At 51.0% G+C, this 26,225-nt stretch carries 18 protein-coding genes and 2 pseudogenes; 9 read left to right on the top strand and 11 right to left on the bottom strand.

Annotated features, from left to right (window positions below):
* Positions 1 to 73 precede the first annotated feature (73 nt).
* From hcp to cspD, 3 genes are all read right to left on the bottom strand, one after another.
* A complete protein-coding gene (gene hcp / locus BG55_RS19770; RefSeq protein WP_034941212.1) occupies positions 74 to 1,714 on the bottom strand; it encodes a hydroxylamine reductase in 1,641 nt (546 codons plus the stop codon).
* A 100-nt stretch (positions 1,715 to 1,814) separates the two neighbouring features.
* A complete protein-coding gene (locus BG55_RS19765; protein ID WP_034941358.1) occupies positions 1,815 to 2,714 on the bottom strand; it encodes a LysO family transporter in 900 nt (299 codons plus the stop codon).
* Between the two features lie 306 nt (positions 2,715 to 3,020).
* A complete protein-coding gene (gene cspD, locus BG55_RS19760) occupies positions 3,021 to 3,248 on the bottom strand; it encodes a cold shock-like protein CspD (RefSeq protein ID WP_034941210.1) in 228 nt (75 codons plus the stop codon).
* Positions 3,249 to 3,567: 319 nt separating this feature from the next.
* Between cspD and clpS the strand changes: the two genes are divergently transcribed.
* Together clpS and clpA are read left to right on the top strand one after the other, a co-directional pair.
* The gene (gene clpS, locus BG55_RS19755) at positions 3,568 to 3,888 is read left to right on the top strand and encodes an ATP-dependent Clp protease adapter ClpS (RefSeq protein ID WP_034941207.1); all 321 of its coding nucleotides are present in this window, start codon (positions 3,568 to 3,570) and stop codon (positions 3,886 to 3,888) included.
* A gap of 28 nt (positions 3,889 to 3,916) precedes the next feature.
* Entirely contained in the window at positions 3,917 to 6,193 is a 2,277-nt protein-coding gene (clpA, locus tag BG55_RS19750; protein WP_034941204.1) for an ATP-dependent Clp protease ATP-binding subunit ClpA, read from the top strand.
* An 84-nt stretch (positions 6,194 to 6,277) separates the two neighbouring features.
* Here the strand turns inward: clpA and infA are convergent, their stop codons facing one another.
* The 5 genes from infA to trxB all read right to left on the bottom strand — a co-directional run bounded on the left by infA (position 6,278) and on the right by trxB (position 12,194).
* Positions 6,278 to 6,496, bottom strand: coding sequence for a translation initiation factor IF-1 (infA, locus tag BG55_RS19745; protein WP_002211347.1), 219 nt, complete (start codon positions 6,494 to 6,496; stop codon positions 6,278 to 6,280).
* 362 nt (positions 6,497 to 6,858) lie between these two features.
* Positions 6,859 to 7,551 (bottom strand): leucyl/phenylalanyl-tRNA--protein transferase, encoded by a 693-nt coding sequence (aat, locus tag BG55_RS19740; RefSeq protein ID WP_034941200.1) that lies wholly within the window; start codon positions 7,549 to 7,551, stop codon positions 6,859 to 6,861.
* 32 nt (positions 7,552 to 7,583) lie between these two features.
* Positions 7,584 to 9,311: a heme ABC transporter ATP-binding protein/permease CydC gene (gene cydC, locus BG55_RS19735; protein WP_034941197.1), complete on the bottom strand. Its 1,728-nt coding sequence runs from the start codon at positions 9,309 to 9,311 to the stop codon at positions 7,584 to 7,586.
* Positions 9,311 to 11,077 carry a heme ABC transporter permease/ATP-binding protein CydD gene (gene cydD / locus BG55_RS19730; protein ID WP_034941194.1) on the bottom strand — a complete coding sequence of 589 codons (1,767 nt, stop codon included), beginning with the start codon at positions 11,075 to 11,077 and terminating at the stop codon, positions 9,311 to 9,313. The genes cydC and cydD overlap by 1 nt, the downstream gene beginning before the upstream one ends.
* Before the next feature lie 148 nt (positions 11,078 to 11,225).
* Positions 11,226 to 12,194, bottom strand: coding sequence for a thioredoxin-disulfide reductase (gene trxB / locus BG55_RS19725; protein ID WP_034941192.1), 969 nt, complete (start codon positions 12,192 to 12,194; stop codon positions 11,226 to 11,228).
* Positions 12,195 to 12,722: 528 nt separating this feature from the next.
* Between trxB and lrp the strand changes: the two genes are divergently transcribed.
* The 7 genes and pseudogenes from lrp (at position 12,723) to BG55_RS19695 (ending at position 21,782) form a co-directional block, all read left to right on the top strand.
* On the top strand, positions 12,723 to 13,217 hold the full coding sequence (gene lrp, locus BG55_RS19720; protein WP_006118610.1) for a leucine-responsive transcriptional regulator Lrp: 495 nt from the start codon (positions 12,723 to 12,725) through the stop codon (positions 13,215 to 13,217).
* 118 nt (positions 13,218 to 13,335) lie between these two features.
* A pseudogene (locus tag BG55_RS23560) lies at positions 13,336 to 14,709 on the top strand (DNA translocase FtsK 4TM domain-containing protein); the annotation flags it as partial.
* Positions 14,710 to 15,207: 498 nt separating this feature from the next.
* Positions 15,208 to 16,749: pseudogene (gene ftsK / locus BG55_RS23555) on the top strand (DNA translocase FtsK); the annotation flags it as partial.
* A 199-nt stretch (positions 16,750 to 16,948) separates the two neighbouring features.
* Positions 16,949 to 17,560, top strand: a complete 612-nt coding sequence (lolA, locus tag BG55_RS19710) for an outer membrane lipoprotein periplasmic chaperone LolA (protein ID WP_034941189.1) — start codon at positions 16,949 to 16,951, stop codon at positions 17,558 to 17,560.
* A 9-nt stretch (positions 17,561 to 17,569) separates the two neighbouring features.
* On the top strand, positions 17,570 to 18,913 hold the full coding sequence (locus tag BG55_RS19705; protein WP_034941187.1) for a replication-associated recombination protein A: 1,344 nt from the start codon (positions 17,570 to 17,572) through the stop codon (positions 18,911 to 18,913).
* Between the two features lie 95 nt (positions 18,914 to 19,008).
* Entirely contained in the window at positions 19,009 to 20,301 is a 1,293-nt protein-coding gene (gene serS, locus BG55_RS19700; protein WP_034941185.1) for a serine--tRNA ligase, read from the top strand.
* 329 nt (positions 20,302 to 20,630) lie between these two features.
* Positions 20,631 to 21,782, top strand: a complete 1,152-nt coding sequence (locus BG55_RS19695) for an MFS transporter (protein WP_034941183.1) — start codon at positions 20,631 to 20,633, stop codon at positions 21,780 to 21,782.
* 29 nt (positions 21,783 to 21,811) lie between these two features.
* Here BG55_RS19695 and pflA read toward each other — a convergent pair whose 3' ends face one another.
* The 3 genes from pflA to focA all read right to left on the bottom strand — a co-directional run bounded on the left by pflA (position 21,812) and on the right by focA (position 25,939).
* Complete coding sequence (gene pflA, locus BG55_RS19690) at positions 21,812 to 22,552, bottom strand: pyruvate formate lyase 1-activating protein (protein ID WP_034941181.1); 741 nt, start codon at positions 22,550 to 22,552, stop codon at positions 21,812 to 21,814.
* Between the two features lie 165 nt (positions 22,553 to 22,717).
* Positions 22,718 to 25,000, bottom strand: coding sequence for a formate C-acetyltransferase (gene pflB / locus BG55_RS19685; protein ID WP_034941179.1), 2,283 nt, complete (start codon positions 24,998 to 25,000; stop codon positions 22,718 to 22,720).
* Positions 25,001 to 25,081: 81 nt separating this feature from the next.
* The gene (focA, locus tag BG55_RS19680; protein WP_034941178.1) at positions 25,082 to 25,939 is read right to left on the bottom strand and encodes a formate transporter FocA; all 858 of its coding nucleotides are present in this window, start codon (positions 25,937 to 25,939) and stop codon (positions 25,082 to 25,084) included.
* Positions 25,940 to 26,225 lie beyond the last annotated feature (286 nt).

Raw genomic sequence — 26,225 nt, 5'->3', positions numbered from 1 at the left:
CCGTTTTAAAACGGCAGGAAAAAGCATAGTCGAGGCAAACGGAATGTGAGAGCAAAGCAGCTGATGGCGGGTTTCATTGCCCGAGAAACGCCTTCAGGTCCTCCCCGGGGGTGGCGATCGATTGCAGGCCAAATTTGTTGTGCAGCAATGCCAGCAGGTTGTCACTGAGAAAGGCCGGGGGCGTCGGGCCGGTGCGGATATTTTTCACCCCCAGCGCCAGCAGGGTCAGCAACACCGCAATGGCTTTTTGCTCAAACCACGACAGCACCAGGGTAAGCGGCAGATCGTTGACCTGACAGTCCAGTTTTTCCGCCAGCGAGACAGCCAGCACGATGGCGGCGTAGCTGTCGTTACACTGGCCAATATCCAGCAGGCGAGGCAGGCTGCACAGTGTGCCAAAATCGAACTGATTAAAACGATATTTACCGCAGCCCAGCGTCAGGATCAGGCAATCCTGCGGAATGCTTATTGCCAGCTCGGTAAAATAGCTGCGCTGGCTGCGGCTGCCATCACAACCGCCAATCAGAAACAGATGGCGCAGTTTATTTTGCGCCAGCAGTTCAGTCAGGGTATCGACGGTACGTAATAATTGCTGACGGCCAAAGCCCACCGTAATTTCTTCAGGCGGTTGGCTGTCGGGAAAACCGGGCAGGGAGAGTGCCTGCTCGATGACGGCGGAAAAATCGTCCCCGGTAAGATGGCTGACACCCGGCCAGCCAACCACATTTCGGGTCCAGAGTCGCTGTTGATAGTGCCGGGCGAAAGGATCAATAAGGCAGTTGGAGGTCATAATTATTGGTCCCGGAAAGTGGGCAAATTCCTGCTGTTGATCCTGCCAGCCACCGCCGTAGTTTCCTGCCAGATGCGGATACTTTTTCAGACCGGGATAACCATGTGCGGGCAGCATTTCACCGTGGGTGTAAATATGAATACCCCTGCCAGCCGTCTGATCCAGCAGCCGTTGCAGATCTTTTAAATCGTGGCCGGAAATTAAAATGGCTTTTCCGCTCAGGGGACGGGTATTGACCCTGACCGGCTGGGGATGGCCCCACGCGCTGGTTTGCGCTTCATCCAGCATTGCCATAATCGCGTAGTTCATTTTACCCACTTCCAGTGCGGCCTGGAGAAGTTCATCCATGCTGTCAGGTAAGGTTCCCAGCCACGGCAGCATCTGATGAAATTGCTGGTAAATTTTTTCCTGGTAGTAACCGTGCGTGTGGGCGTGTTCCATATACGCGGCCGCGCCTTTCAGGCCATACAAACACAGCAGGCGAAGTCCGTGAATATCTTCGCTGGCATCCCGCCGGGTTAATGCCCGGTCTGCTGCCTGCTGTTGCAGCTGCAATGGGTCTTCGCTGTTGAGTATGATCTCTGCCGCCGGATGGTGAGGATGAGAGGTTACACAGGCCAGCTGCGTTTTTAGCTGCTGGCGGTAGTGAACCGCCTGATGGGCGTAACTGATAATTCGTGCAGAATCAAAATTGACATTGGTCAGGGTGGCGAAAAATGCCCGTGGCACAAAGCTGTCAATGGCGTGGTCAGTAATGCCTTGTTGCCGGGCCGCCACTGCCCAGGCAGAGAGTCCCTGTAATACGGCGATCAGTAAATCCTGTAAATCTGAAGTTTCTGCCGTTTTGCCACATACTCCTCTGGCGTAAGCGCAGCCGGCACCGGCCCGGGAACGCAAAGTTTGCTCACACTGAATGCAGAACATCGCTGACTCCTTAGTTGCATTTAAAATGCAACTTTAAGTCGCGATTCAGGCCGGTGTCTTTGCTAAGCGCAGATGGATTGATTTGGCGCAATAAGATCAATCAGGAAGAGAACAGGGCAATAAGAACCGGTGCCGCCAGGCTGAGGATAAAGCCATGCACGATGGCTGCGGGAACCAGCTCTGTCCCGCCGCTGCGTTGTAATACCGGCAGGGTAAAATCCATCGACGTGGCACCGCACAGACCCAAAGCGGTCGAGCGATGGCGGGCGATTAGCGCCGGAATCAACGTTATTGCCAGCAGTTCACGCAACAGATCGTTAAAAAAGGCTGCGCTGCCAATTACCGGGCCGAAAGATTCCGTCATAAGAATGCCGGAAAGTGAGTACCAGCCGAATCCTGATGCCAGAGCAAGGCCGGTGCGCAGGGAAAGCCCAAGCAGTATCGCGGCTATCATCCCACCCGCTAATGCACTGATAAACACCACTGATGCCACCAGCAGCCCACGGCGGTTCAGCATGATTTGCCTGAGCGTCATCCCGCTGCCGCGAAGTTGCAGGCCGACGAGTAACAGGAGAAACAGCAGGGCATACTCACTGGCTGCGGAGGCATTTTTTAACACCGCCCAGTGAGTGAGTCCGACAAGAAATCCTCCTGCCACCACGCCGCAGAGAGAAAGAGAGTCAAGCATCATGTGCAGCCGTGAGGCCAGGGGGCCTCTGTGATGGCGGTGCTGCCACGGATGATGCCACTCCAGCAGGCGCAATGCCAGCAGATTGCAAAGCAGGATACAAACCGCGCTCACCAGGGAGTAGTGAAACACCGTCAGCAGGTTATTACTCAGATTATCGAGAAAGGCCAGGCTGACGCCCATCATAAACAGGATGATATACACCATCCAGCCCAGCAGCTTATTGACCAGTTTTTGCAGGGAAATACTTTTGAATGGCAACAGGTAGCCGATAACCAGCGGCAACAGAATGATCAACAAACCGGAATACATGAAAAAATTCATCCCTGACAGAATTAAAACACTATCCTGACGAAGTTTTCATGCTGAGTAAAGCTGAGCGACTGGCGTCACCCGCAGGCCCTTTATCTGATTACCCGCACCGGATAAAGGGCATTTACCGCACAGCGTTCGACTTGCAGGCGGTTATTATCAGATTTACCAGCGGATGGGGTATTTCAACGACAGCGGGCTTGAAAATCAGTGGGACGGCCTGATATTGAAATACAGCGGTAAAAAATGCCAGCTGGGGTGGCTGGCATTTTACACAAGGGTTGGTCAGAATGAGTAAGGACAGGGTCATGCACTGACTGCCATCACTGATTCCACTGGAACGATGAGGCTGGCATGATTGCCCTTTGGTCCCTGATGCACATCAAACTGGACCTGCTGCCCGGCCTTCAGCGTTCTGTAGCCATCCATCTGGATAGTGGAGTAGTGGGCGAAGATGTCATCGCCACCGCCGACCGGACAGATAAAGCCAAAACCCTTGGCATTATTGAACCATTTAACAGTACCCGTCTCCATACTTCTGGATCCCTCGCAAGAAGTTCAATTGTATGAGGTGAAGAGGCTGCCGCCTCTGGGCTGGTTAAAACACACTCAGCTTAAGGCTGTACTGTAGAGAAATAGAACAAAGCGTCAAGCAATTGGAACTTCAGGACTGGGAAAAAATCATCAAAATTTGAAGCAGTTAACGCTATTGCAAATTTTGTGATGAAGGTCGCGAAGTGAAAGCGCGTGGCAGAAAAATCATCGGCGCTGACCCGCTTGCAGTGTGTGTTAAACTTACCACTGAACGAAATGAGTCTGGCGTAACCAGATAACGATCTTATTGTGGATACGTATGGGGAATACTAACGACTGGCTTAACTTTGAACATCTTGCAGATGACAAACTTCGCGAGGGACTCAAGCCGCCTTCGATGTATAAAGTTATTCTCAATAATGACGATTATACACCTATGGAATTTGTTATTGACGTACTGCAAAAGTTCTTTTCTTATGATGTTGAACGTGCAACGCAACTGATGCTTGCGGTCCACTACCAGGGAAAGGCGATTTGTGGTGTTTTCACTGCCGAAGTGGCAGAAACCAAAGTCGCTCATGTAAATAAGTACGCCAGGGAGAATGAGCATCCGTTGCTGTGTACGCTGGAAAAAGCCTGAATAAGGCGATCTATTGGGGGAGGTGCCTATGCTCAATCAAGAACTGGAACTCAGTTTAAACATGGCTTTCGCCAGAGCGCGCGAGCACCGTCATGAGTTTATGACCGTCGAGCATCTGTTACTGGCTCTGCTTAGTAACCCGTCGGCCAGAGAGGCACTGGAAGCCTGTACCGTTGATATCGTGGCTCTGCGACAGGAGCTTGAAGCCTTCATCGAACAAACCACCCCGGTCTTGCCGGTCAGTACAGAAGAGCGTGACACTCAGCCAACGCTCAGTTTCCAACGTGTACTACAACGCGCTGTCTTCCACGTGCAATCATCCGGACGCAGTGAAGTGGCCGGGGCCAACGTGCTGGTCGCTATTTTTAGTGAGCAGGAATCCCAGGCCGCTTATCTGCTGCGCAAACATGAAATCAGCCGCCTTGATGTGGTGAATTTTATTTCTCATGGCACGCGGAAGGACGACGCTGGTCCCTCTTCCGGTGCGGAAAATCCAGTTAACGAAGAGCAGGCAGGCGGGGAGGAACGTATGGAAAACTTCACCACCAATTTGAACCAGCTTGCTCGTGTAGGCGGCATTGACCCGCTGATTGGCCGTGATAAAGAGCTTGAGCGGGCAATTCAGGTCCTCTGCCGTCGTCGTAAAAATAATCCCCTGTTGGTGGGTGAGTCCGGCGTGGGTAAAACCGCTATTGCTGAAGGCCTGGCCTGGCGTATCGTGCAGGGTGATGTGCCGGAAGTGATGAAAGATGCCACCATCTATTCACTGGATATCGGCTCTTTACTCGCCGGAACCAAGTACCGTGGTGATTTTGAAAAACGTTTCAAAGCGTTGTTAAAACAGCTTGAACAGGATAGCAGCAGTATTCTGTTTATCGATGAAATTCATACGATTATTGGTGCGGGTGCAGCTTCTGGTGGCCAGGTTGACGCAGCCAATCTGATTAAGCCACTTCTCTCTGGCGGAAAAATCCGCGTAATGGGCTCCACCACTTATCAGGAGTTCAGTAACATTTTTGAGAAAGATCGTGCGCTGGCCCGTCGTTTCCAGAAAATCGATATCACCGAACCTTCCGTTGAGGAAACGGTGCAGATCCTCAATGGTCTGAAACCCAAGTACGAGGCGCATCACGACGTACGTTATACCGCGAAAGCGGTCCGGGCAGCGGTAGAGCTGGCGGTGAAATATATCAACGACCGTCATCTGCCTGACAAAGCGATTGATGTGATTGACGAAGCAGGCGCTCGCGCCCGCCTGATGCCGGCAAGCAAGCGTAAAAAAACGGTTAACGTATCGGATATTGAATCTGTCGTAGCCCGTATCGCCCGCATTCCAGAAAAAAGCGTTTCTGCAACCGACCGCGATACGCTCAAAACGCTGGGCGATCGCCTCAAAATGCTGGTATTTGGACAGGACAACGCAATTGAGGCGTTGACCGAGGCGATTAAGATGAGCCGTGCGGGCCTCGGACAGGATCGCAAACCTGTCGGTTCATTCCTGTTTGCTGGTCCTACCGGCGTCGGAAAAACGGAGGTCACTGTCCAGCTGGCGAAAGCATTGGGCATTGAACTGCTGCGTTTCGACATGTCTGAATACATGGAACGACACACCGTCAGCCGTTTGATCGGTGCGCCTCCGGGCTATGTCGGCTTTGATCAGGGGGGACTGCTGACAGATGCAGTGATTAAACATCCCCACGCCGTGGTGCTGCTTGATGAGATTGAGAAAGCCCATCCCGACGTATTCAATCTGCTGTTGCAGGTGATGGATAACGGTATGTTAACGGATAATAACGGCCGTAAAGCCGACTTCCGAAACGTGGTCGTGGTGATGACCACCAATGCCGGTGTGCGGGAAACTGAGCGCAAATCTATTGGCCTGATTCAGCAGGACAACAGTACCGACGCTATGGAAGAGATCAAAAAAATCTTTACGCCAGAGTTCCGCAACCGCCTCGATAACATTATCTGGTTTAAACACCTGGATACTGAAGTTATTCATCAGGTGGTGGATAAGTTTATCGTTGAGTTGCAGGCGCAGCTGGATGCGAAAGGGGTGTCGCTGGAGGTCAGCGATGAAGCCCGGGACTGGCTTGCCGAGAAAGGGTATGACAAGGCGATGGGTGCCCGTCCAATGGCGCGTACCGTGCAGGAAAGCCTGAAAAAACCGCTGGCAAATGAACTGCTGTTTGGTTCGCTGGTGGACGGCGGCTCAGTGTCAGTTGCGCTGGATAAAGCAAAAAATGAGCTGACTTACCATTTCCTCAGTTCAGAGAAGCGTAAAGCTGAAGGAACCGTTCACTAATCCTGATGAATAACGCCTGAGATCAAGGCCGCACAATGTGCGGCCTTTTTACTTTTCAGCGCGGGTTAGCGGCAGAGAGAGCGGTTAGCGACTACGGAAGACAATGCGGCCTTTGCTCAGGTCGTACGGGGTCAGCTCAACAGTGACTTTGTCGCCCGTCAGGATGCGGATATAGTTTTTGCGCATTTTACCGGAGATATGAGCGGTAACCACGTGTCCGTTTTCTAATTCAACGCGGAACATGGTGTTAGGTAACGTATCCAGTACGGTACCCTGCATTTCAATATTGTCTTCTTTGGCCATCGAATCCTCTGAGGGTTACAACCTTCGTTTTTTAACCGGCAAGATAATGCCGAATTTCAGGTATTATGTAAAGAATTGTTGGTGATTTCACCAGCATCAGCCCCTCTGCAAAGGGTCAGGCAGAGAAGCGTACAAATAAAAAACTGAGAGAGTGATGACGTCAGCGCGGAGAATTGCGGGCTAAGAGTGGGTCTGCATTCGCTTCTGCGCGTAATGAAAACCGTAAGACGAGATGCGTTAATATTCCCAGCCAGGCCAGACCCGGCTCGCTACATACAGGAAGCGAAGGGCGGACGACATATCAAACGCGCGCAGTATATCATTGTTATCCAGTCTTGCGTGGAAAACATCGCGGCTTCACATCAAAAAAGAGTTTGCTGCTGCCAGCAGTTTTCCGCCAGCGGCTGGTGAGCCAGGGTATGCACCTGTTGCAGATAGTCTGCTCTGGCAATCTCCTGTGCGCCCAGTGAAGCGGTATGAGGATTCAGCACCTGACAATCAATCAGTTTTCCTCCCTGCTGTATAAAATACTGACTGAATACCAGCAGGGCTGTTTTTGAGGCATTTTCTCTGTAACTGAACATGGATTCACCACAGAAAATTTTTCCAAGCGAGAGCCCGTACATACCGCCAACCAGCTCATTATCAAGCCATACTTCAACCGATTGTGCATGACCGGCTTCCGACAGTTTCAACCAGGCACGTTTAACTTCGTTAGTAATCCAGGTGCCTTCTGCACGATCGCTGGCGCATCCTTCGAGCACACCATAAAAGTTTTGATTAATGGTTACGCGATAGGGGGAGCGCTGGTGAAACCGCTTCATGCTTCTGCTGAGATGAAATTTTTCAGGATAGAGCACGGCGCGGGGATCGGGTGACCACCACAGAATGGGGTCACCAACGGAGAACCAGGGGAAGATTCCACGGTGATAAGCATGAAGCAGACGCGCTGGGCTGAGATCACCTCCCATTGCCAGCAAACCGTTAGGCTCCCGCAGCGCCATCTCTGGCGGAGGAAAATTGATTGATTCCCTGGAAAGTTGGATCAGACGCATGGTGATAATCTCTGTCGAACGAGAGCCTGTGACTATAGCGTATATCGCTGATGAAAATACCAGTAACGGCCGCGTTTTGCGATTAATTCGCGATGCTCACCCTGCTCAATCAGACTGCCATTTTCCATAACGCAAATTCTGTCGAAATGCATCAGGCCCTGCAATCTGTGAGTCACCATCACCATCGTCCTGTTACGTGCTACCTGGCGTAGCAGCATAAGAATCTGCTGCTCGGTTTCAGCATCCAATCCTTCAGTTGGCTCATCCAGCAGCAGCAACGTACCGCCATGCAAAAGTGCGCGGGCCAGCCCCAGCCTGCGCAGCTCACCACCGGAAAGCTGGCGTCCGCCTTCTCCCAGCCAGCCGTTCAGCCCCTGACTGTCGTGTAATAATCCTTGCAGTCCAACCTGATGCAGCACCGCAGTTAACTGTTGATCATTGCTGTCGGGTGAAGCCACCAGCAGGTTTTCCCGCAATGTCCCGTTAAACAGATGAACGCGCTGCGTAACCACGCTGGTCATCCCACGCAGTGTGGCCTCGTCCCAATTCTTCAGCGGCAATCCGTTTAACAGAATTTCACCGCTGTCCGCGTCCCACGCGCGGGTGAGGAGTTGTAACAGTGTCGATTTACCACACCCGCTTCCTCCCAGCAGGGCAATATGCTCACCGGCGGCGATATCCAGCGAAAACCCATCCAGCGCTTTTCTGCCGCCGGGCCAGGTAAAGCTTACTTTTGCGAGTTGCAGTTGCGCACGATCGCTGATGCTCTGTTGGCCGCCGGTAAAAATGACCGCAGGCTGCTGATTGATTATCTCTGTCACTCGTCTGGCTGAGGCGATAACCTGGCCCAGATGCAGGAATGCACTACCAACGGGAGCCAGCGCTTCAAAAGCGGCAAGCGTACAAAACACAAACAGAGCAATCAGAGCGCCGGGTTGAGTTTCGCTACCCACGCCGCCAGCACTCAGCCACAGGATAAGTACCACGGTGAATCCCATTATGGTCAGCAACAAAGCCTGGGAAAGTCCGCCCAGCGAGGCCTGGGATCGTTGGGCATCCTGCCACTGTGCCTCTGTTGTCTTAAGTTCCTCTCGAAAACGCGTCGCAGCACCATACAGTTTCAGCTCATTCTGGCTCAGCAACCAGTCGGTAAGTTGAGCGCGATACTGTGCCCGCAAGCGGGTTAAAGCGTGGCCAGCAGGGCTTCCCAGTTGGTAAAAAAGCGGCGGCAGGATCAACAGGGTCAGCAGCAGTATCACGCCTGTCATCAGCGCCAGCTGCCAGTCCAGCCAGCTCAAACCTACAGATACCACCAGAATGACGACCAGTGCACCCAACAACGGTGAGATAATGCGCAGATAAAGGTGATCAAGCGTATCAACGTCGGCAACCAGCCGGTTCAACAAATCGGCACGACGAAAACCTGCCAGACCGCCAGGAGAAAGAGGCAGTATTTTGCTGTAAGTAAAAACCCGCAGATGTTCAAGCACTCTGAAGGTGCCATCATGGCTTACCAGTCGCTCAAAATAGCGTGCAGCAGTGCGACTGATAGCGGCACACCGCACACCGGCGGCGGGTAACATGTAGTTGAAACTGTACAAACCAGCCCACCCGGCAAGGGAAGAGGCCGCGAGAAACCAACCGGACAGGGTAAGCAAACCAATGCTCGCCAGCAAAGTGACAACGGCCAGTATTACTCCGAGGGACAAACGCCAGAAATGACGGCGGTAAAGCGCTAAGAATGGGCGTAACGTTTTCATTATTCCGCTTCCTGACGTCGTGAAATAAGTTCGGCAAATGCGCTGCCTTGCTGCGATAACTGCCGGAAGCTACCCTGCTGAATAAGCTTTCCTTCACGCATCAGCCAGATTTCATCCCACAGGTGCAACTGATGTAACTGATGGGTGACTAACAACGTACTTTGCTGTCGGGAGGCTGCCAGCAAAGCCTGACTGACATGGTTTTCGCTGTGACTGTCCAGACTGGCAGCGGGTTCGTCCAGCAGCAGAAGTTTGCAGGGCTTATACAGCGCCCGCGCCACGGCGATACGCTGGGCCTGCCCGACAGAGAGGTTTGCTGCCTGCTCGCCGGTTTCACTTGACAGGCCATCTGCCATCAAAGGGAGAAATTCTGTGACGCCAGCGGCGTCGCAAACCTGCCGGAGTGTTGCCGGATGATTGCTTCCATCCAGCGCGATATTCCCCGCCAGCGTACTGGCTGGCAGAAGAGGATTCTGTCCAACCCAGGCCAGTTGTCGATGCCAGTGTTCTTGCAGGATGTCACGCAATTCCACCTCATTAACTCGCAGCGACCCCTGATAGGGAAGGTTACCCAACAGCACATTCAGCAGGGAGGTTTTTCCGGCTCCACTTTGACCAATAATGACAATGCGTTGTCCGGGAGTGACGGTGAAATCCAGCGGGCCTGCCAGCAGCGTATTTTGTGGTGAAAGTATCATCAGTCCCTCAGCCACAAGGGTCAGTCCGGCACTGAAATCGGGCTGCTGGTTACCTTGCCTGCGCGGATATTCTGCTGTTGTCGTCAGGAAAGCTTCAAGCGAGTCTGCTGCGCCGGTTGCCTGGGCCTTAGCATGGTAAAAAGTGCCTAAATCTCTCAGCGGCAGGAAAAATTCCGGTGCGAGGATCAACGAAAGAAAGCCGGCAAACAGCGTGACACCCGCATTGTAATGACCGAAGTTAAGTTCGCCCAGGTAGGAGAAGCCAAAATAAACCGCCACCACGGCAATAGAAATGGAGGCGAAAAACTCCAGTACTGCTGAGGAAAGAAAAGCAATACGCAAAACGTCCATTGTCCGCTGACGAAAATCCGTTGAGGCCTGGCGAATATGATGTGTTTCCGCTTCACCACGGTAGAACAGTCGCAGCGTGTCCAGCCCGCGCAGCCGGTCAAGAAAATGACCGCTGAGTCGGGACAGTGCCTGAAAATTTCGACGGTTGGCATCGGCCGCGCCCATGCCAACCAGGATCATAAAAAGGGGGATTAAGGGTGCTGTTACCAGCAGGATTAGCGCTGCGGCCCAGTTGACCGGGAGTAGTGTCAGCAGAATAAAGCAGGGGACAAGCGTTGCCAGCAACATTTGCGGTCGGTAGCGGGAATAGTAATCCTGCATATCCTCAATCTGTTCCAACAATAAAGTCGCCCAACTCCCTGCGGGTTTACCCTGGATCCAGGCTGGCCCAAGCGACTCCAGCCGTTCCAGAACGGTCTGGCGCAAACGTTGTCGGATAACTCTGCCATATTCAAATCCGGCTTTTTCACGTAGCCAAAGCAGCACAGCTCGCAGAGCAAAGCAGCCACCCAGCAGAATAAACTGCGACAGGAGAGCTGAGCGGGGGAGATGGCTGACTATCAACGAGTGTAATAGTCCTGCCAGCAGCCAGGCCTGCACGAGAATTAATAACGCACTGAAAAGGCCCAGAAGTTGTGAAAGGCGCAACCAGCGTGTGTTGTGGGCGCTCTGGCTTTTTAGCCAGCGTAATAACTGTTGCTGTCGTGATTTATTCATGACCAGGTGAGCCAGATGCTAAGTGTCAGGGTCACTGCAACGACCCGTAATTTATCGGGAAAGAGGATGGACGATGTTACAACGCAGAAGGGAAAAAGGCGAACGCTGGCGGTCGCCTTTAGAAAAATTGATGCAGGATTTTAACAACTTACTGAGAATTTTTAACTAATCCATCCAGATAGCGTTCAGCATCGAGTGCGGCCATACAGCCCGTGCCGGCAGAGGTGATCGCCTGCCGATAGGTGTGATCCATCACATCGCCGGCTGCAAATACGCCGGGGATACTGGTCTGTGTGGCATTGCCCTGCAAACCAGACTGTACTCTGATATAGCCATTTTCCAGTTCAAGCTGATCTTTAAAGATGGCGGTGTTCGGGCTGTGTCCAATGGCAACAAACAGCCCGGCGACGTCCAGTTCTTCGGTCTGGGTATCATCAAGCACTGAACGCAGGCGCAGTCCACTGACGCCCATCTGGTCGCCGGTGACTTCGTCCAGCGTGCGATGAGTATGCAGCACAATATTGCCGTTGCTGACTTTTTCCATCAGACGATCAATGAGGATTTTTTCTGCCCGAAAACTGTCTCGCCGGTGAATAAGATGGACTTCAGCGGCGATATTTGCCAGATAAAGTGCTTCTTCAACGGCGGTATTACCGCCGCCAATGACCGCCACTTTCTGATTACGGTAAAAGAATCCGTCACAGGTAGCACAGGCCGATACGCCTCTTCCTTTGAACGCTTCTTCCGAAGGCAGCCCAAGGTAACGTGCGGAAGCGCCTGTAGCGATAATTAAGGCGTCAGCGGTGTATTCGCCGCTGTCGCCCGTCAGTCGGAACGGACGATGTTGCAAATCGACGCTGTGAATATGGTCAAAAATTATCTCAGTATTAAATTTCTCGGCGTGCTCCTGCATACGCTCCATTAACAGGGGCCCGGTAAGATCGTGCGGGTCGCCCGGCCAGTTTTCCACTTCAGTGGTGGTGGTCAGCTGTCCCCCTTTTTCCAGACCAGTGATCAGGACCGGCTCCAGATTGGCGCGTGCAGCATAAACGGCAGCGGTATAACCAGCTGGACCAGAGCCCAGAATCAGTAACTTGCTATGTTTGGCGGTGCTCATCAGACCCTCAACTGTGTTTACTCTCTACCCTGCTGCTGATTGTAGGGAATTTGAGAAGGCAAAAAAAGCATTCAGCAATTTTGTTAACAATGGCTGCAAAAGGTTTAACCAATGTTACATTGAACCAGAATGGGGAATGATGGGCAAAAACAGCGCGGGAAATGAGTTCAGATGGTGCAGGGTAGCTCAAATATCCATTAAAAAACAGTCATCCAGCGACACGTCTGGCATGTTGTACTGATTTTAGTTGTTTTACTTTGACAATCAGCTGTGCTTTTGCGAAAACAGTGTAGGAAGCAAAGGGTTTTTCGACTGGCAGATCGGTTTAACCGACTGATTTTGTGCTTCCGGTCGGATACACCCGGTCTGTCATTGGTCATGAAGCATGGTGTGGACAGACAACATGCTTCATACGGATGTGCGTGAAATATCGCAGCAGGCTCCAGACTTCACTTAGAACATCCCTGTGATAATGAATGTGATCAGGGCATGGCAGGTAAAGGGAAGGTATTAAGAGAGACAATAATAATGGTAGACAATAAAAAACGGCCCGGTAAAGATCTTGACAGAATTGATCGCAATATCCTCAACGAACTGCAAAAGGATGGGCGTATCTCCAATGTCGAGTTATCCAAGCGAGTAGGTTTATCACCGACACCTTGTCTTGAACGCGTCCGCCGTCTTGAAAGACAGGGATTTATTCTCGGCTATACTGCGCAGTTAAATCCGCACTATCTGGATGCTTCGCTGCTGGTGTTTGTTGAGATTACTCTGAATCGTGGCGCGCCGGATGTGTTTGAACAATTCAATGCTGCGGTACAAAAACTTGAGGAAACTCAGGAGTGTCATCTTGTTTCAGGCGATTTTGACTATTTGCTGAAAACGCGTGTGCCAGATATGTCAGCTTATCGTAAGTTGCTGGGTGAAACCTTGCTGCGACTGCCGGGTGTGAACGATACGCGCACCTATGTGGTGATGGAAGAGGTGAAACAAAGCAACCGTCTGGTCATTAAAACCCGGTAACACAGAGCAGGTGCAAAACCTGGAAGATTTCGGTACACTCCTGTGAATTCATACAGGTCCAGCGTCGGTTAATCCCGGCGCTGTTGCCTTCATTGTTTACAGGCACCTGGAGATGCGCTTGAGCCAGGAATACACAGAAGATAAAGAAGTTTCGTTACAACCGCTGAGCAGCGGACGACGTCTGCTGGAAGCATTACTGATTATTGTTGCTCTGTTCGCCATTTATCTGATGGCGGCGTTGGTAAGCTTCAATCCATCCGATCCCAGTTGGTCTCAAACCGCCTGGCACGAACCTATCCATAACCTGGGTGGCAGACCCGGTGCCTGGTTAGCCGATACCCTGTTTTTTATTTTTGGTGTGATGGCGTATGCCATTCCTCCCGTCATTGGTGGTCTTTGCTGGATTGCTTTCCGGCAGCGTAATGCGCAGGATTACATCGATTATTTTGCTGTGGCACTGCGCCTCATCGGCGTACTGGCTCTGGTGGTGACGACCTGCGGTCTGGCTGCGCTGAATGCAGATGATATCTGGTATTTTGCCTCGGGTGGCGTAATTGGCAGCCTGCTGAGCAATGCCATGTCACCGTGGTTCAGTGGCGCAGTTGGAACCCTGACACTGCTCTGTATCTGGGCGGCAGGCCTCACGCTCTACACGGGATGGTCCTGGCTGACGATTGCTGAAAAAATCGGTGCTGTGGTCATGGGCGTACTCACTTTTGCCAGCAATCGTTCGCGTAAGGATGAACGCTGGCAGGATGATGAGGACGAATATGATGACGAACCGCATGAAAAGCCTGCCGGTTCATCAGCTGCAACGGCTCAACGTTCTGATGAAGATGACGTGTTACTTTCTGCACCTGAAAAACCCCAGCGGGCAGAGTATGACGATGAGAACGATCCACTGCTGAACAGCCCGGTGGCAGCTGCAAAAGCTGGAGCTGTAGCTTCTGCACCTCTCTCACCGCCTGCGCTTGCTTCTGCCAGCCAATTTACAACGGTTCCTCCTGCCGCCCAGACCGGATTCTCTTCTGCTGAAGATTCTTCTCAGTCTCCGGGCGGAGCCCAACAGGTTCAGAGAAACACAACTGCTCAGACGCCTTCAGAAGAAGTCCCGCCAACGCTTTATCGTTTTTCCGTGCCGGATGAGATGCCTGCGGCTGTCGTGGCGTCAGAAGAAGACGACGACGGTCCAAAGATGGGCAACTGGCGCGACGTTGCTTCTTCACCGTTTGATTTTTCATCGCCATCGGTTTCTCAACCTGAAAATGTTCAGCCTGGCGTTGTTGATGCAGCTAAAACAGCCGCCGCGGCACCATTTATGCCAGGTTTTACTGCAACCAGCGATCCGGCTAATTCTCAGGTTAAGCAGGGGATTGGGCCAGAGTTACCGCGTCCTAATCCGGTTAAATTGCCCACCCGGCGGGAGCTGGCATCCTGGGGGATTAAATTACCTTCACAACGAATGGCAGAAGAGAAAGCCAGGGAGCAGGAGCTGTTGCAGCAAAGTGCTGAGCCTCAGCCAACCCCCTCTTCTGGTGATGAGAGTGATGCGCAAGAGCAGGCGCAACTGCGCGAGGCATTTTTTGCACAGCAGCAGGTGCGTTATGGCGAAGACTTCAGTGACGAGGATGAAGAAGCTCTGCAACAGGCTGCGCTTGCCCGTCAGTTCGCCACGCAGCAGAACCAACGATATGCTCACGCGTCTGATCAGGATAACAGCGCGGTCATTCATCCTGATACGGCAGGGGCCTTCGATTTTTTACCGGTCAACGATCTGATCGACGAGGGGCCTGCGGAGCCGTTGTTTACGCTGCCTGTGGCTGGTGAAAAAGGGCAGGAGGATGACCTTCACTGGCAGCAGCAAACTGCGGCACCTGTCTCGCAATCCATGGCTGCTCCGCAACAACCGACCGCCCCTGCATGGCAGCAACCACCGGTTCAACAATCCACGCCTGTTGTTGTGGAGAAGGAAGAGCCTGCTTCGCCGGTTGCGGACAGCCTGTTCCATCCTTTCCTGGTTCGCCATGAGCAGCCTCTGGAAAAACCGACAACGCCGTTGCCGACGCTGGATTTGCTTACTGCCCCGCCTGCTGAAGCGGAACCCGTCGATATGTTTTCGCTGGAGCAGACGGCCCGCCTGGTAGAAGCGCGGCTGGCTGATTACCGGGTGAAAGCCGAGGTTGTTGGTATCTCTCCTGGCCCGGTCATCACGCGTTTCGAACTGGATCTGGCACCCGGTGTGAAGGCTGCGCGTATTTCTAATTTATCGCGTGACCTTGCCCGTTCACTTTCCGCTGTGGCTGTGCGTGTGGTTGAAGTGATACCTGGTAAACCCTATGTCGGCCTGGAATTGCCTAACAAACACCGCCAGACAGTCTATATGCGGGAAGTCCTGGAGTGTGACAAATTCCGCGATAATCCTTCGCCACTTTCTGTCGTGTTGGGCAAGGATATTGCCGGTCAGCCTGTCGTTGCTGATTTGGCCAAAATGCCGCATTTACTGGTGGCGGGTACTACCGGCTCTGGTAAGTCAGTCGGCGTCAATGCGATGATCATCAGCATGTTATATAAAGCCACGCCGGAAGATGTGCGCTTTATTATGATCGATCCTAAAATGCTTGAACTTTCGGTGTATGAGGGTATTCCGCATCTGCTGACAGAAGTAGTTACCGATATGAAAGATGCGGCCAATGCGCTGCGCTGGAGTGTGGGTGAAATGGAGCGTCGTTATAAGCTGATGTCAGCTCTTGGCGTGCGCAATCTCGCTGGCTATAACGAAAAAGTCGCCCAGGCAGATGCGATGGGACGCCCCATCCCGGATCCATTCTGGAAACCGGGCGACAGTATGGATACCACGCCGCCGGTGCTGGAAAAACTGCCCTATATTGTTGTGCTGGTCGATGAATTTGCCGATCTGATGATGGCGGTGGGTAAAAAAGTTGAAGAGCTGATTGCCCGCCTGGCACAGAAAGCACGTGCAGCAGGTATTCACCTTGTTCTGGCTACTCAGCGGCCATCGGTTGACGTGATAACCGGCCTGATTAAAGCCAATATTCCAACCCGTATTGCCTTTACCGTATCAAGTAAAATCGACTCCCGGACCATTCTGGATCAGGGGGGAGCTGAGTCGCTGTTGGGTATGGGGGATATGCTTTATATGCCGCCAAACTCTTCTATGCCGGTGCGCGTTCATGGTGCTTTTGTGCGCGATCAGGAAGTTCATGCAGTGGTGCAGGACTGGAAGGCGCGTGGACGTCCGCAATACATAGACAGCATTACTGCTGGTGAAGAGAGTGAAGGTGGCGCAGCAGGACTGGATGGTGATGAAGAACTGGACCCGCTGTTCGACCAGGCGGTAGCCTTTGTGGTTGAAAAACGTCGGGCATCTATATCGGGCGTACAGCGTCAGTTCCGTATTGGTTATAACCGTGCGGCACGTATTATTGAGCAGATGGAAGCACAGGGCATCGTTTCTTCACCTGGTCATAATGGCAACCGTGAAGTCTTGTCACCGCCACCGCACGAAATTTAACAAACAGATGATTTTTCCGTTCAGACGGGCCGGGATGATCCGGCCCGTTGAGTTTTCGGGCTTAACCCCCATATCACATCTCATGTGACGGTTGTATTCAGGTTAATCTGCTGTTGATGATTTCTCTGGCTGGCTACAGTTATTCACTCAAACTTCCCTGTCGGCAGGGGGGATAAACAGTTTCAATAAGGATGTCGTGATGAAAAAAGTATTGCTTACCTGCTGTCTGATGGCGCTTTTCAGTTCGGCCACTGTGCTCGCCGATGCCTCTTCCGATCTGCAACAGCGTCTGAATAAAGTGAGCAGCTTCCACGCCAGTTTTACTCAGAAAGTGACTGACGGCAGTGGTCAGTCTGTCCAGGAGGGTGAAGGTGAACTGTGGGTTAAGCGTCCTGACCTGTTTAACTGGCACATGACAGCACCAGATGAAAGCATTCTTATCTCAGACGGCAAAACGCTATGGTTTTACAATCCCTTTGTCGAGCAGGCCAGTGCCACCTGGCTGAAAGATGCCACCAGCAATACGCCCTTTATGCTGATTGCCCGCAATCAAAGCAGTGACTGGAAGCAGTACAACATCCGCCAGCAGGGTGACAGCTTTGAACTGACGCCAAAATCGGCTGATGGTAATCTCAAGCAGTTCACCATTAACGTCTCAACGAACGGCACTATTCATCAGTTCAGTGCGGTAGAGCAGGATGGTCAGCGCAGTAGCTATGCGCTGAAAAGCCAGCAAAATGGCGCAGTCAGCAGCGACAGGTTTACGTTTACGCCACCGAAAGGGGTAACGGTTGACGATCAACGTCAGTGAGGTCAGCACGTGAGTAATCTGTCACTGGATTTCTCCCACAATAATTTTCAGCCGCTGGCCGCCCGGATGCGGCCTCGCACTCTGGCAGAATATATCGGGCAGCAGCATCTTCTGGCGGCCGGTAAACCATTGCCGCGAGCGATTGAAGCCGGACAGTTGCACTCTATGATCCTGTGGGGCCCACCGGGAACAGGCAAAACCACTCTTGCCGAAATCATTGCCCATTATGGTCAGGCCGATGTGGAAAGGATCTCTGCTGTGACTTCCGGTGTGAAGGAGATCCGTGAAGCCATTGAACGTGCGCGACAAAACCGTAATGCCGGGCACCGGACTATCCTGTTTGTTGATGAGGTGCATCGCTTTAACAAAAGTCAGCAGGACGCTTTCCTGCCCCATATCGAAGATGGCACCATTACGTTTATTGGTGCCACCACCGAAAATCCCTCATTCGAACTTAATTCCGCCCTGTTATCACGAGCGCGCGTTTATTTGCTGAAATCCCTCACCGATGACGATATCGAAACGGTTCTGCTTCAGGCAATGAGAGACAGCGATCGCGGCTATGGTAATGAAAATATCGTGCTGCCAGATCAAACCCGGAAAATGGTGGCTGGCCTTGTCAACGGCGATGCCCGAAGGGCTCTGAATACGCTGGAAATGATGGCCGATATGGCGGAAGTGAACGCTGAAGGGCAGCGTGAACTCAGTCTCCAACTGTTAAACGAAGTATCAGGAGAACGCAGCGCCAGGTTCGATAACAAGGGCGACCGCTATTATGACTTGATTTCCGCATTGCATAAATCGGTTCGCGGCTCTGCGCCGGACGCAGCCTTGTACTGGTACGCCCGGATTATTACTGCGGGCGGCGATCCTCTCTATGTGGCGCGTCGATTGCTGGCGATTGCTTCTGAGGATGTTGGCAACGCCGATCCTCGTGGTATGCAGGTAGCCATTGCGGCATGGGACTGTTTCACCAGAGTGGGGCCAGCAGAAGGGGAGAGAGCCATTGCTCAGGCGATTGTTTATCTTGCCTGTGCGCCGAAAAGTAATGCTGTGTATACCGCTTTTAAGGCTGCGATGCGCGATGCACGTGAAAGCCCTGACTATGATGTGCCGGAGCATCTGCGCAATGCACCAACCCGCTTGATGAAGGAAATGGGGCTGGGTGCTGAGTATCGTTATGCACATGACGAAGTCAATGCCTATGCAGCCGGAGAAAATTACTTTCCGCCACAGATGGCGCAGACGCGTTACTATCAGCCTACCTCTCGCGGGCTGGAAGGAAAGATTGGTGAAAAGCTGGCCTGGCTTAATGAACAGGATAAAAATAGCCCGACAAAACGCTATCGTTGACACGGTCGTTGCGGTAAGGTTAGCAATAAATTCAACGCATTCGCACACCGTATGCATCCCTCTCTTTACTTCAATATATTAATCACAGGATAAGCATGCTCGATCCCAATCTGCTGCGTAATGAGCCAGACGCAGTCGCTGAAAAACTGGCACGCCGGGGCTTTAAACTGGATGTTGAAACACTGCGTTCACAAGAAGAACGCCGTAAAGTTTTGCAGGTCGAAACGGAAACGCTTCAGGCGGAACGTAATTCCCGATCCAAAACTATCGGGCAGGCCAAAGCGCGTGGGGAAGATATCGAGCCGTTACGTGAGGAAGTGAACGCACTCGGCGAGCGGCTTGAGGCGGCCAAAACGGAACTGGACAAGTTGCAGAATGAAATTCGTGATGCAGCGTTGGCCATTCCTAATATTCCCGCTGACGAAGTGCCGTCAGGTAAAGATGACAGCGAAAACCTGGAAATTTCACGCTGGGGAGAACCACAAAAATTTGATTTTGCGGTCCGTGACCATGTTGAACTGGGTGAAATGGCGGGTGGACTGGATTTCGCTATGGGGGCCAAACTTACAGGTTCTCGCTTCGTGGTTATGCAGGGACAGATTGCCCTGATGCACCGTGCTTTGAGTCAGTTTATGCTGGATCTGCACAGCGAGCAGCATGGCTATCTGGAAACGTACGTGCCTTACCTGGTAAATCACGCATCATTATATGGTACAGGGCAGCTACCGAAATTTGGCGAAGATTTGTTCCATACCCGCCCCCTGGAAGAGGAAGCGTCAGCCAGTGATTACGCGTTAATACCAACGTCTGAAGTCCCTCTGACCAATATGGTCCGCGATGAAATTCTTGAAGAAGAGTCGCTGCCACTCAAATTTACTGCACACACACCCTGTTTCCGTTCTGAAGCAGGTGCTTACGGGCGCGATACCCGTGGCCTGATCCGTATGCACCAGTTTGATAAAGTTGAAATGGTGCATATCACCCGGCCTGAAGACTCAATGCAGGCTCTGGAAGAGCTGGTCGGACATGCGGAAAAAGTGCTGCAATTGCTGCAATTACCGTACCGTAAAGTACTGCTGTGTACCGGAGATATGGGTTTTGGCTCAACTAAAACCTATGATCTCGAAGTGTGGCTTCCTGCACAGGATACTTATCGTGAAATCTCTTCCTGTTCAAATATGGGCGATTTCCAGGCACGTCGGATGCAGGCTCGTTGCCGTAGCAAAACCGAAAAGAAACCACGCCTTGTGCATACATTAAATGGTTCAGGACTTGCAGTAGGCCGTACCCTGGTTGCGGTACTGGAAAACTACCAGCAGGCTGACGGTCGCATCGCCGTACCGGATGTATTGCGGCCATACATGAAAAATTTGGAATTTATTGGCTGATTTTGTCTGAATCTGCCGGCTGTAGCCGGCAGGTTTGTTTTCAGGGAAATTAAAAACCGCTCTCTTCCTTCAGAAATTCTGCTTAAACAAAGAAACCTTTCCAGTAATATACTTTATCGAAAATTGCCACGCTGAAATTTTTAATTTTCTGTTTTATATATGATTAAACTAATAATTAAGTGAAACGGGCACAGATTTAATCGCTTTCGGATAAGCAAATTAAATTGCTGGCTGGCAAATTGTGCGTTGGTGAATCTGTCTCCGTTGACAATAGTTTGTTAACTGGCATTATGCGTTCACTCTCCCCGCCGTTTTGGTGTTTATTGACAATGTCAACCTGGTCCCGCCCTGTTATTGTGCTGCTGAGCGGCCTTTTACTGCTGACAATTTCTATTGCTGTTCTTAATACGTTGGTGCCGTTATGGCTCACCCATGAATTATTGCCAACCTGGCAGGTTGGGGTGGTCAGTTCTGCCTGGTACAGCGGCAATCTGGTGGGTACCTTACTGGCTGGTTGGGTCATTAAACGTTTTGGTTTTAACCGCAGCTATTACATTGCTTCGGTTATTTTTGCACTTGGCACTATAGCGCTTGGCTTGCAGAACGGTATGTGGGCGTGGTCAGCCTCACGTTTTTTTGCCGGCATCGGTTGTGCATTAATCTGGGTTATTGTGGAAAGTGCCTTGCTTTGTAGCGGTACAATACGTAACCGTGGCCAGTTGCTTGCTGCTTATATGATTGTTTACTATCTTGCGACCGTAACCGGACAATTGCTGGTCAGCAAAGTGTCAACCGAGTTACTCCATGTGCTACCGTGGGTTACAGGTTTGGTCATAGCAGCAATCCTTCCCCTGGTTTTCACCAAAGTGACATCCAAAGACAATAATGAAGAGACGACGCCGGGCAGACTATTGCCAATGCTCCGTCTGCGTAGCGCCAGACCGGGCATCAGTGGCTGCATCATTTCCGGTATTTTGTTGGGGTCACTGTATGGACTGATGCCGTTGTATCTGTCACATCAGGGGATGAGTGATGCCACGGTTGGTTACTGGATGGCTCTTCTGGTCAGTTCGGGAATTGTCGGCCAGTGGCCGGTCGGACGTCTGGCCGATCGCTATGGCCGTCTGCTGGTATTGCGTGTGCAGGTCTTTGGGATCATTCTTGGCGCGCTGGCCATGTTGAGTAACGCTGCAATGGCACCTGCACTGTTTGTTCTTGGGGCTGCGGGATTCACACTTTATCCGGTAGCCATGTCCTGGGCCTGTGAAAAAGTTAATCACCATGAGTTGGTGGCAATGAATCAGGCGCTGTTACTCAGCTATACCATCGGCAGCCTTGCGGGTCCGGCCATGACATCCATGCTGATGCAGAATTATTCCGACCGGGTTTTGTTTGTGATGATAGCGGCAGTGGCGGTCGTTTATCTGATGATGTTGCTACGTAAAGTGGACCAGCATGCAACGCCAATTGCACATGCATGAACAAGAGCCAGACAGCTCGCTCTTTTTCATTAATACATGACTTTGTGACCATAACTGGCAAGAATATTTTTTACCCGTTCCATTGTCTCAGCCCTGGGGGGATGCACGTCTCCAAGCTTATACTCCTCTCCCATTGCCAGCCATTTGTGTTTACCCAGCTCGTGATAGGGAAGCAGTTCGATTTTTTCAACGTTGCCCATGTCTCTGGTGAATTCACCGAGACGGTGCGCTGATTCATCATCGTCGGAATAGCCGGGAACAACTACATAACGGATCCACGTTCTTACATTTTTTTTGGCAAGGTATCTGGCAAAATCAAGTGTGCGATGATTGGAAACACCTACCAGAATCTGATGAACGTCGTCATTTATTTGTTTCAGATCCAGCATCACTAAATCAGTCACCTCAAGTAACTCATCAATAACCGGATCGTAACGGCGAACAAAACCATTGGTGTCGAGGCAGGTATTAATTCCTTCCGCGTGGCAGGCGCGAAACCAGTCACGAACAAACTCAGCCTGCAAAATAGCCTCGCCACCCGATGCGGTAACACCGCCGCCGGAAGCATTCATAAAATGGCGGTAAGAAACCACATCTTTCATCAATTCTTCAACGGTAATCTCTTTACCGCCGTGTGTATCCCAGGTATCACGGTTGTGGCAATAGAGACAGCGCATCAGGCAGCCCTGAAAGAAGGTAATGAAACGGATACCGGGGCCGTCTACGGTCCCGCAGGATTCAAATGAATGGATGCGGCCTTTTACTGACATTGCGATGAATTCTCCACGGTGATAATCCGCCGGGTGGCAGATACGCAGTCTTAAGCTGCGTTAAGTCTGTTTTGTCAGCAACCTGGAGGTGATTCAGAGTGCTGACAAACGAGACTGGAAAAAAGGCTCCTGTAAGGAGCCTTTTGAACTCAGATCAAACAGCGTTTACATAGTCTTAGTGAAGGTGCGGGTAATGACATCCTTCTGCTGCTCTTTGGTTAACGAGTTAAAACGAACAGCATAACCAGAAACGCGAATAGTCAACTGAGGATATTTCTCAGGATTATCCATGGCATCCAACAGCATTTCACGGTTCATCACGTTTACGTTCAGATGCTGACCGCCTTCAATGCTGGCTTCATGATGGAAATAGCCATCCATAAGACCTGCAAGGTTAGTTTTGCGCACGTCATCATCTTTACCTAACGCATTTGGCACGATAGAGAAGGTATAGGAGATACCATCTTTCGCATAGGCAAATGGCAGTTTAGCGACGGAAGTTAATGAGGCAACAGCACCTTTTTGATCGCGACCATGCATTGGATTAGCTCCAGGCCCGAACGGTGCACCCGCCCGACGTCCATCCGGCGTGTTACCTGTTTTCTTACCATACACCACGTTAGATGTAATGGTCAGGACAGACTGGGTTGGTACCGCGTTACGATAAGTTTGCAGTTTCTGAATTTTCTTCATGAAACGTTCAACCAAATCGCAGGCAATATCATCTACGCGGGCATCGTTATTACCAAACTGTGGATATTCCCCTTCGATTTTAAAGTCGATGGCCAGACCATCTTCATCGCGGATGGTGGAAACTTTTGCATACTTAATCGCTGAAAGAGAATCTGCCGCAACTGACAGTCCGGCTATACCGCAGGCCATGGTGCGATAGACATCTCGATCGTGAAGTGCCATCAGCGAAGCTTCATAGCTGTACTTGTCGTGCATATAGTGGATGATGTTCAGAGCGGTGACGTACTGTTTCGCCAGCCAGTCCATAAAGTGATCCATGCGATCCATTACTTTGTCATAGTCCAGCACTTCATCCATCATCGGTGCTTCTTTCGGACCCACCTGCATTTTCAGTTTTTCATCCACGCCGCCATTGATAGCATACAGCATGGTTTTGGCGAGGTTGGCACGGGCACCGAAGAACTGCATCTGCTTACCGACAATCATTGGACTGACGCAGCATGCAATTGCATAGTCATCGTTATTGAAGTCAGGGCGCATCAAATCATCGTTTTCATACTGAACAGATGAGGTGTCAATTGAGACTTTTGCGGCATATTTTTTGAAGTTCTGTGGCAGTTTTTCAGACCACAGAATAGTCATATTGGGTTCAGGGGACGGGCCCATGGTGTAAAGCGTGTTAAGGAAGCGGAAGCTGTTTTTAGTTACCAGAGTGCGGCCATCAACACCCATTCCGGCGAGGGACTCCGTTGCCCAGATGGGGTCACCAGAGAACAGCTCGTCATATTCCGGAGTACGCAGAAAACGCACCATACGCAGTTTCATCACCAGATGGTCAATTAATTCCTGCGCCTGCTGCTCTGTGATTTTACCTGCTTTGAGGTCTCGCTCTATATAAACGTCAAGGAAGGTGGAGACGCGTCCAAAGGACATCGCTGCGCCATTCTGTGACTTAACCGCCGCGAGATAACCAAAATAGGTCCATTGCACTGCTTCCTGAGCGGTTGCTGCTGGCGCAGAGATATCACAACCGTATTTTGCTGCCATCTCTTTAATCTGCTGTAAAGCATGATGCTGGTCAGCAATTTCTTCACGCAGGCGAATGGTCGATTCCAGATTCACACCATTTTCCATGTCGCCTTGTAATGAAGTGAATTGAGCAAATTTGTCTTTCATCAGGAAGTCGATACCGTAAAGTGCGACACGACGGTAATCCCCGATGATACGGCCACGGCCATAGGCATCTGGCAGACCGGTCAACACGCCTGATTTACGGCAGCGCAGAATATCAGGCGTGTAAACATCAAACACACCCTGATTATGAGTTTTACGGTATTCAGTGAAGATTTTTTTCAGGCCAGGATCCAGCTCACGACCATAGACTTTACAAGAACCTTCAACCATTTTGATGCCGCCAAACGGTATCAATGCGCGTTTCAGAGGGGCTTCAGTCTGCAACCCGACGATAGTTTCCAGCTTTTTGTTAATATAGCCCGCATCATGAGAGGTGATAGTGGCTGCAAGGTCGGTATCGAAATCAACAGGTGCATGGGTGCGGTTCTCCAGCTTAATGCCTTCCATTACCTGATCCCACAGCGCAGTCGTTGCTTCAGTAGCGCCACTCAGAAAGGCTTCATCGCCTTCATAGGGAGTGTAGTTCTTCTGAATAAAGTCACGAACGTTTACGCTGTTCTGCCATTCACCTTGTGCAAAGCCTGCCCAGGCAGCAGCCTGTTTTTCATTTTGCTCGCTCATTTGAACCTACCTTAATTACATTGAGTTCCTGCGTTTCCGCCACCGTTAACAGGCAGGCGACGGATGCCAAATCTGTCTTTTTCAGTGGTGATCGCCGTCACGCAGATAAATGACCCAGTACGTCAGACCTACCAGCAATCCACCACCAATAATATTGCCAATAGTGACCGGGATGAGATTGTCCATCACAAAGTTACGGACTGTCAGGCTGGAAAAATGAGCCGCAGTGGTGCCGGTAGCCTGCCAGAACTCAGGTGAGGCGAAATCTTTGATTACGATAGCCATTGGGATAAGAAACATGTTTGCGATGCTGTGCTCAAATCCACTGGCGACAAACATGGCTACTGGCAGGACCATTGCTAACATCTTGTCAGTCAGACTTCGACCGGAATAGCTCATCCATACGGCCATACAAACCATCAGATTCGCCAGAGTGCCAAGACAGATTGCTTCGATAAAAGTATGGTGCATTTTATGGTCAGCCGTTTGCAGAACATTTAACCCCCATGCACCATTTGCCGCCATATACTGGCCAGCAAACCAGATCAGCCCGACAAAAAAGATCGCGCCGAAGAAATTACCAATATAAACGTTGAGCCAGTTGCGGCTGAGTTGACCCCATGAGATGCGACCACTGGCTTTTGCTACCATAGTCAACACGGTCGAGGTGAACAGATCGGCCCCGCAAACCACCACTAACATTAATCCAAGTGAGAAGCATATTCCGCCGACTAACTTAGCCAGTCCATAGGGAACACCTTCAGTACCGGTAGTGGCGGTGATGTAAAAAACAAAAGCGATGGAAATAAAAACCCCGGCAGTAATAGCCAGGAAAAAAGTCGTGAAGGGTCGTTTTGTCGCTTTATATACACCGGCTTCTTCAGCGACCTTAGCCATTTCAGACGGTAAAAGTAAATCGAACGGGTTGCCAGCTTTCACACTAACTACTCCCTGAATTAATCAACGCTAAAATACTAGCAAAGGAGTATAGGTTAGAAATTGATTCAGATCATATAACGCAAATCCGGAAATATTTAACACCCTGTTTTTGTTGTGGTTTTTCGTGTTAACTTTATGATAAATATGAATAAAAAATTTTTTAATCCACTTAAAAAAAGTTGAGGTGCTCTGAATTTGACAAAAAATAATGTAAAAAATTAGAGGTGAATATAAATGAATTGTTATTTTTTCATATTAGTGGATCTTATTTCAGAAGAACTCAATT

This window comes from Erwinia mallotivora (genome assembly GCF_000590885.1).
In the GTDB taxonomy this organism is placed as follows: Bacteria; Pseudomonadota; Gammaproteobacteria; order Enterobacterales; family Enterobacteriaceae; genus Erwinia; species Erwinia mallotivora.
The sequence above is the reverse complement of the archived record's forward strand: the minus strand, read 5'-3'. Positions and strand labels throughout refer to the sequence as shown.

What these genes read in the sequence shown, in the direction of transcription:
- cspD (WP_034941210.1), bottom strand. Translation starts at nt 3,248, where the DNA reads ATGGAGACGGGTACTGTTAAATGGTTCAATAATGCCAAGGGTTTTGGC.
- infA (WP_002211347.1), bottom strand. Translation starts at nt 6,496, where the DNA reads ATGGCCAAAGAAGACAATATTGAAATGCAGGGTACCGTACTGGATACG.
- lolA (WP_034941189.1), top strand. Translation starts at nt 16,949, where the DNA reads ATGAAAAAAGTATTGCTTACCTGCTGTCTGATGGCGCTTTTCAGTTCG.
- BG55_RS19765 (WP_034941358.1), bottom strand. Translation starts at nt 2,714, where the DNA reads ATGTATTCCGGTTTGTTGATCATTCTGTTGCCGCTGGTTATCGGCTAC.
- trxB (WP_034941192.1), bottom strand. Translation starts at nt 12,194, where the DNA reads ATGAGCACCGCCAAACATAGCAAGTTACTGATTCTGGGCTCTGGTCCA.
- pflB (WP_034941179.1), bottom strand. Translation starts at nt 25,000, where the DNA reads ATGAGCGAGCAAAATGAAAAACAGGCTGCTGCCTGGGCAGGCTTTGCA.
- hcp (WP_034941212.1), bottom strand. Translation starts at nt 1,714, where the DNA reads ATGTTCTGCATTCAGTGTGAGCAAACTTTGCGTTCCCGGGCCGGTGCC.
- cydC (WP_034941197.1), bottom strand. Translation starts at nt 9,311, where the DNA reads ATGAAAACGTTACGCCCATTCTTAGCGCTTTACCGCCGTCATTTCTGG.
- lrp (WP_006118610.1), top strand. Translation starts at nt 12,723, where the DNA reads ATGGTAGACAATAAAAAACGGCCCGGTAAAGATCTTGACAGAATTGAT.
- clpS (WP_034941207.1), top strand. Translation starts at nt 3,568, where the DNA reads ATGGGGAATACTAACGACTGGCTTAACTTTGAACATCTTGCAGATGAC.
- cydD (WP_034941194.1), bottom strand. Translation starts at nt 11,077, where the DNA reads ATGAATAAATCACGACAGCAACAGTTATTACGCTGGCTAAAAAGCCAG.
- BG55_RS19695 (WP_034941183.1), top strand. Translation starts at nt 20,631, where the DNA reads ATGTCAACCTGGTCCCGCCCTGTTATTGTGCTGCTGAGCGGCCTTTTA.
- clpA (WP_034941204.1), top strand. Translation starts at nt 3,917, where the DNA reads ATGCTCAATCAAGAACTGGAACTCAGTTTAAACATGGCTTTCGCCAGA.
- pflA (WP_034941181.1), bottom strand. Translation starts at nt 22,552, where the DNA reads ATGTCAGTAAAAGGCCGCATCCATTCATTTGAATCCTGCGGGACCGTA.
- serS (WP_034941185.1), top strand. Translation starts at nt 19,009, where the DNA reads ATGCTCGATCCCAATCTGCTGCGTAATGAGCCAGACGCAGTCGCTGAA.
- aat (WP_034941200.1), bottom strand. Translation starts at nt 7,551, where the DNA reads ATGCGTCTGATCCAACTTTCCAGGGAATCAATCAATTTTCCTCCGCCA.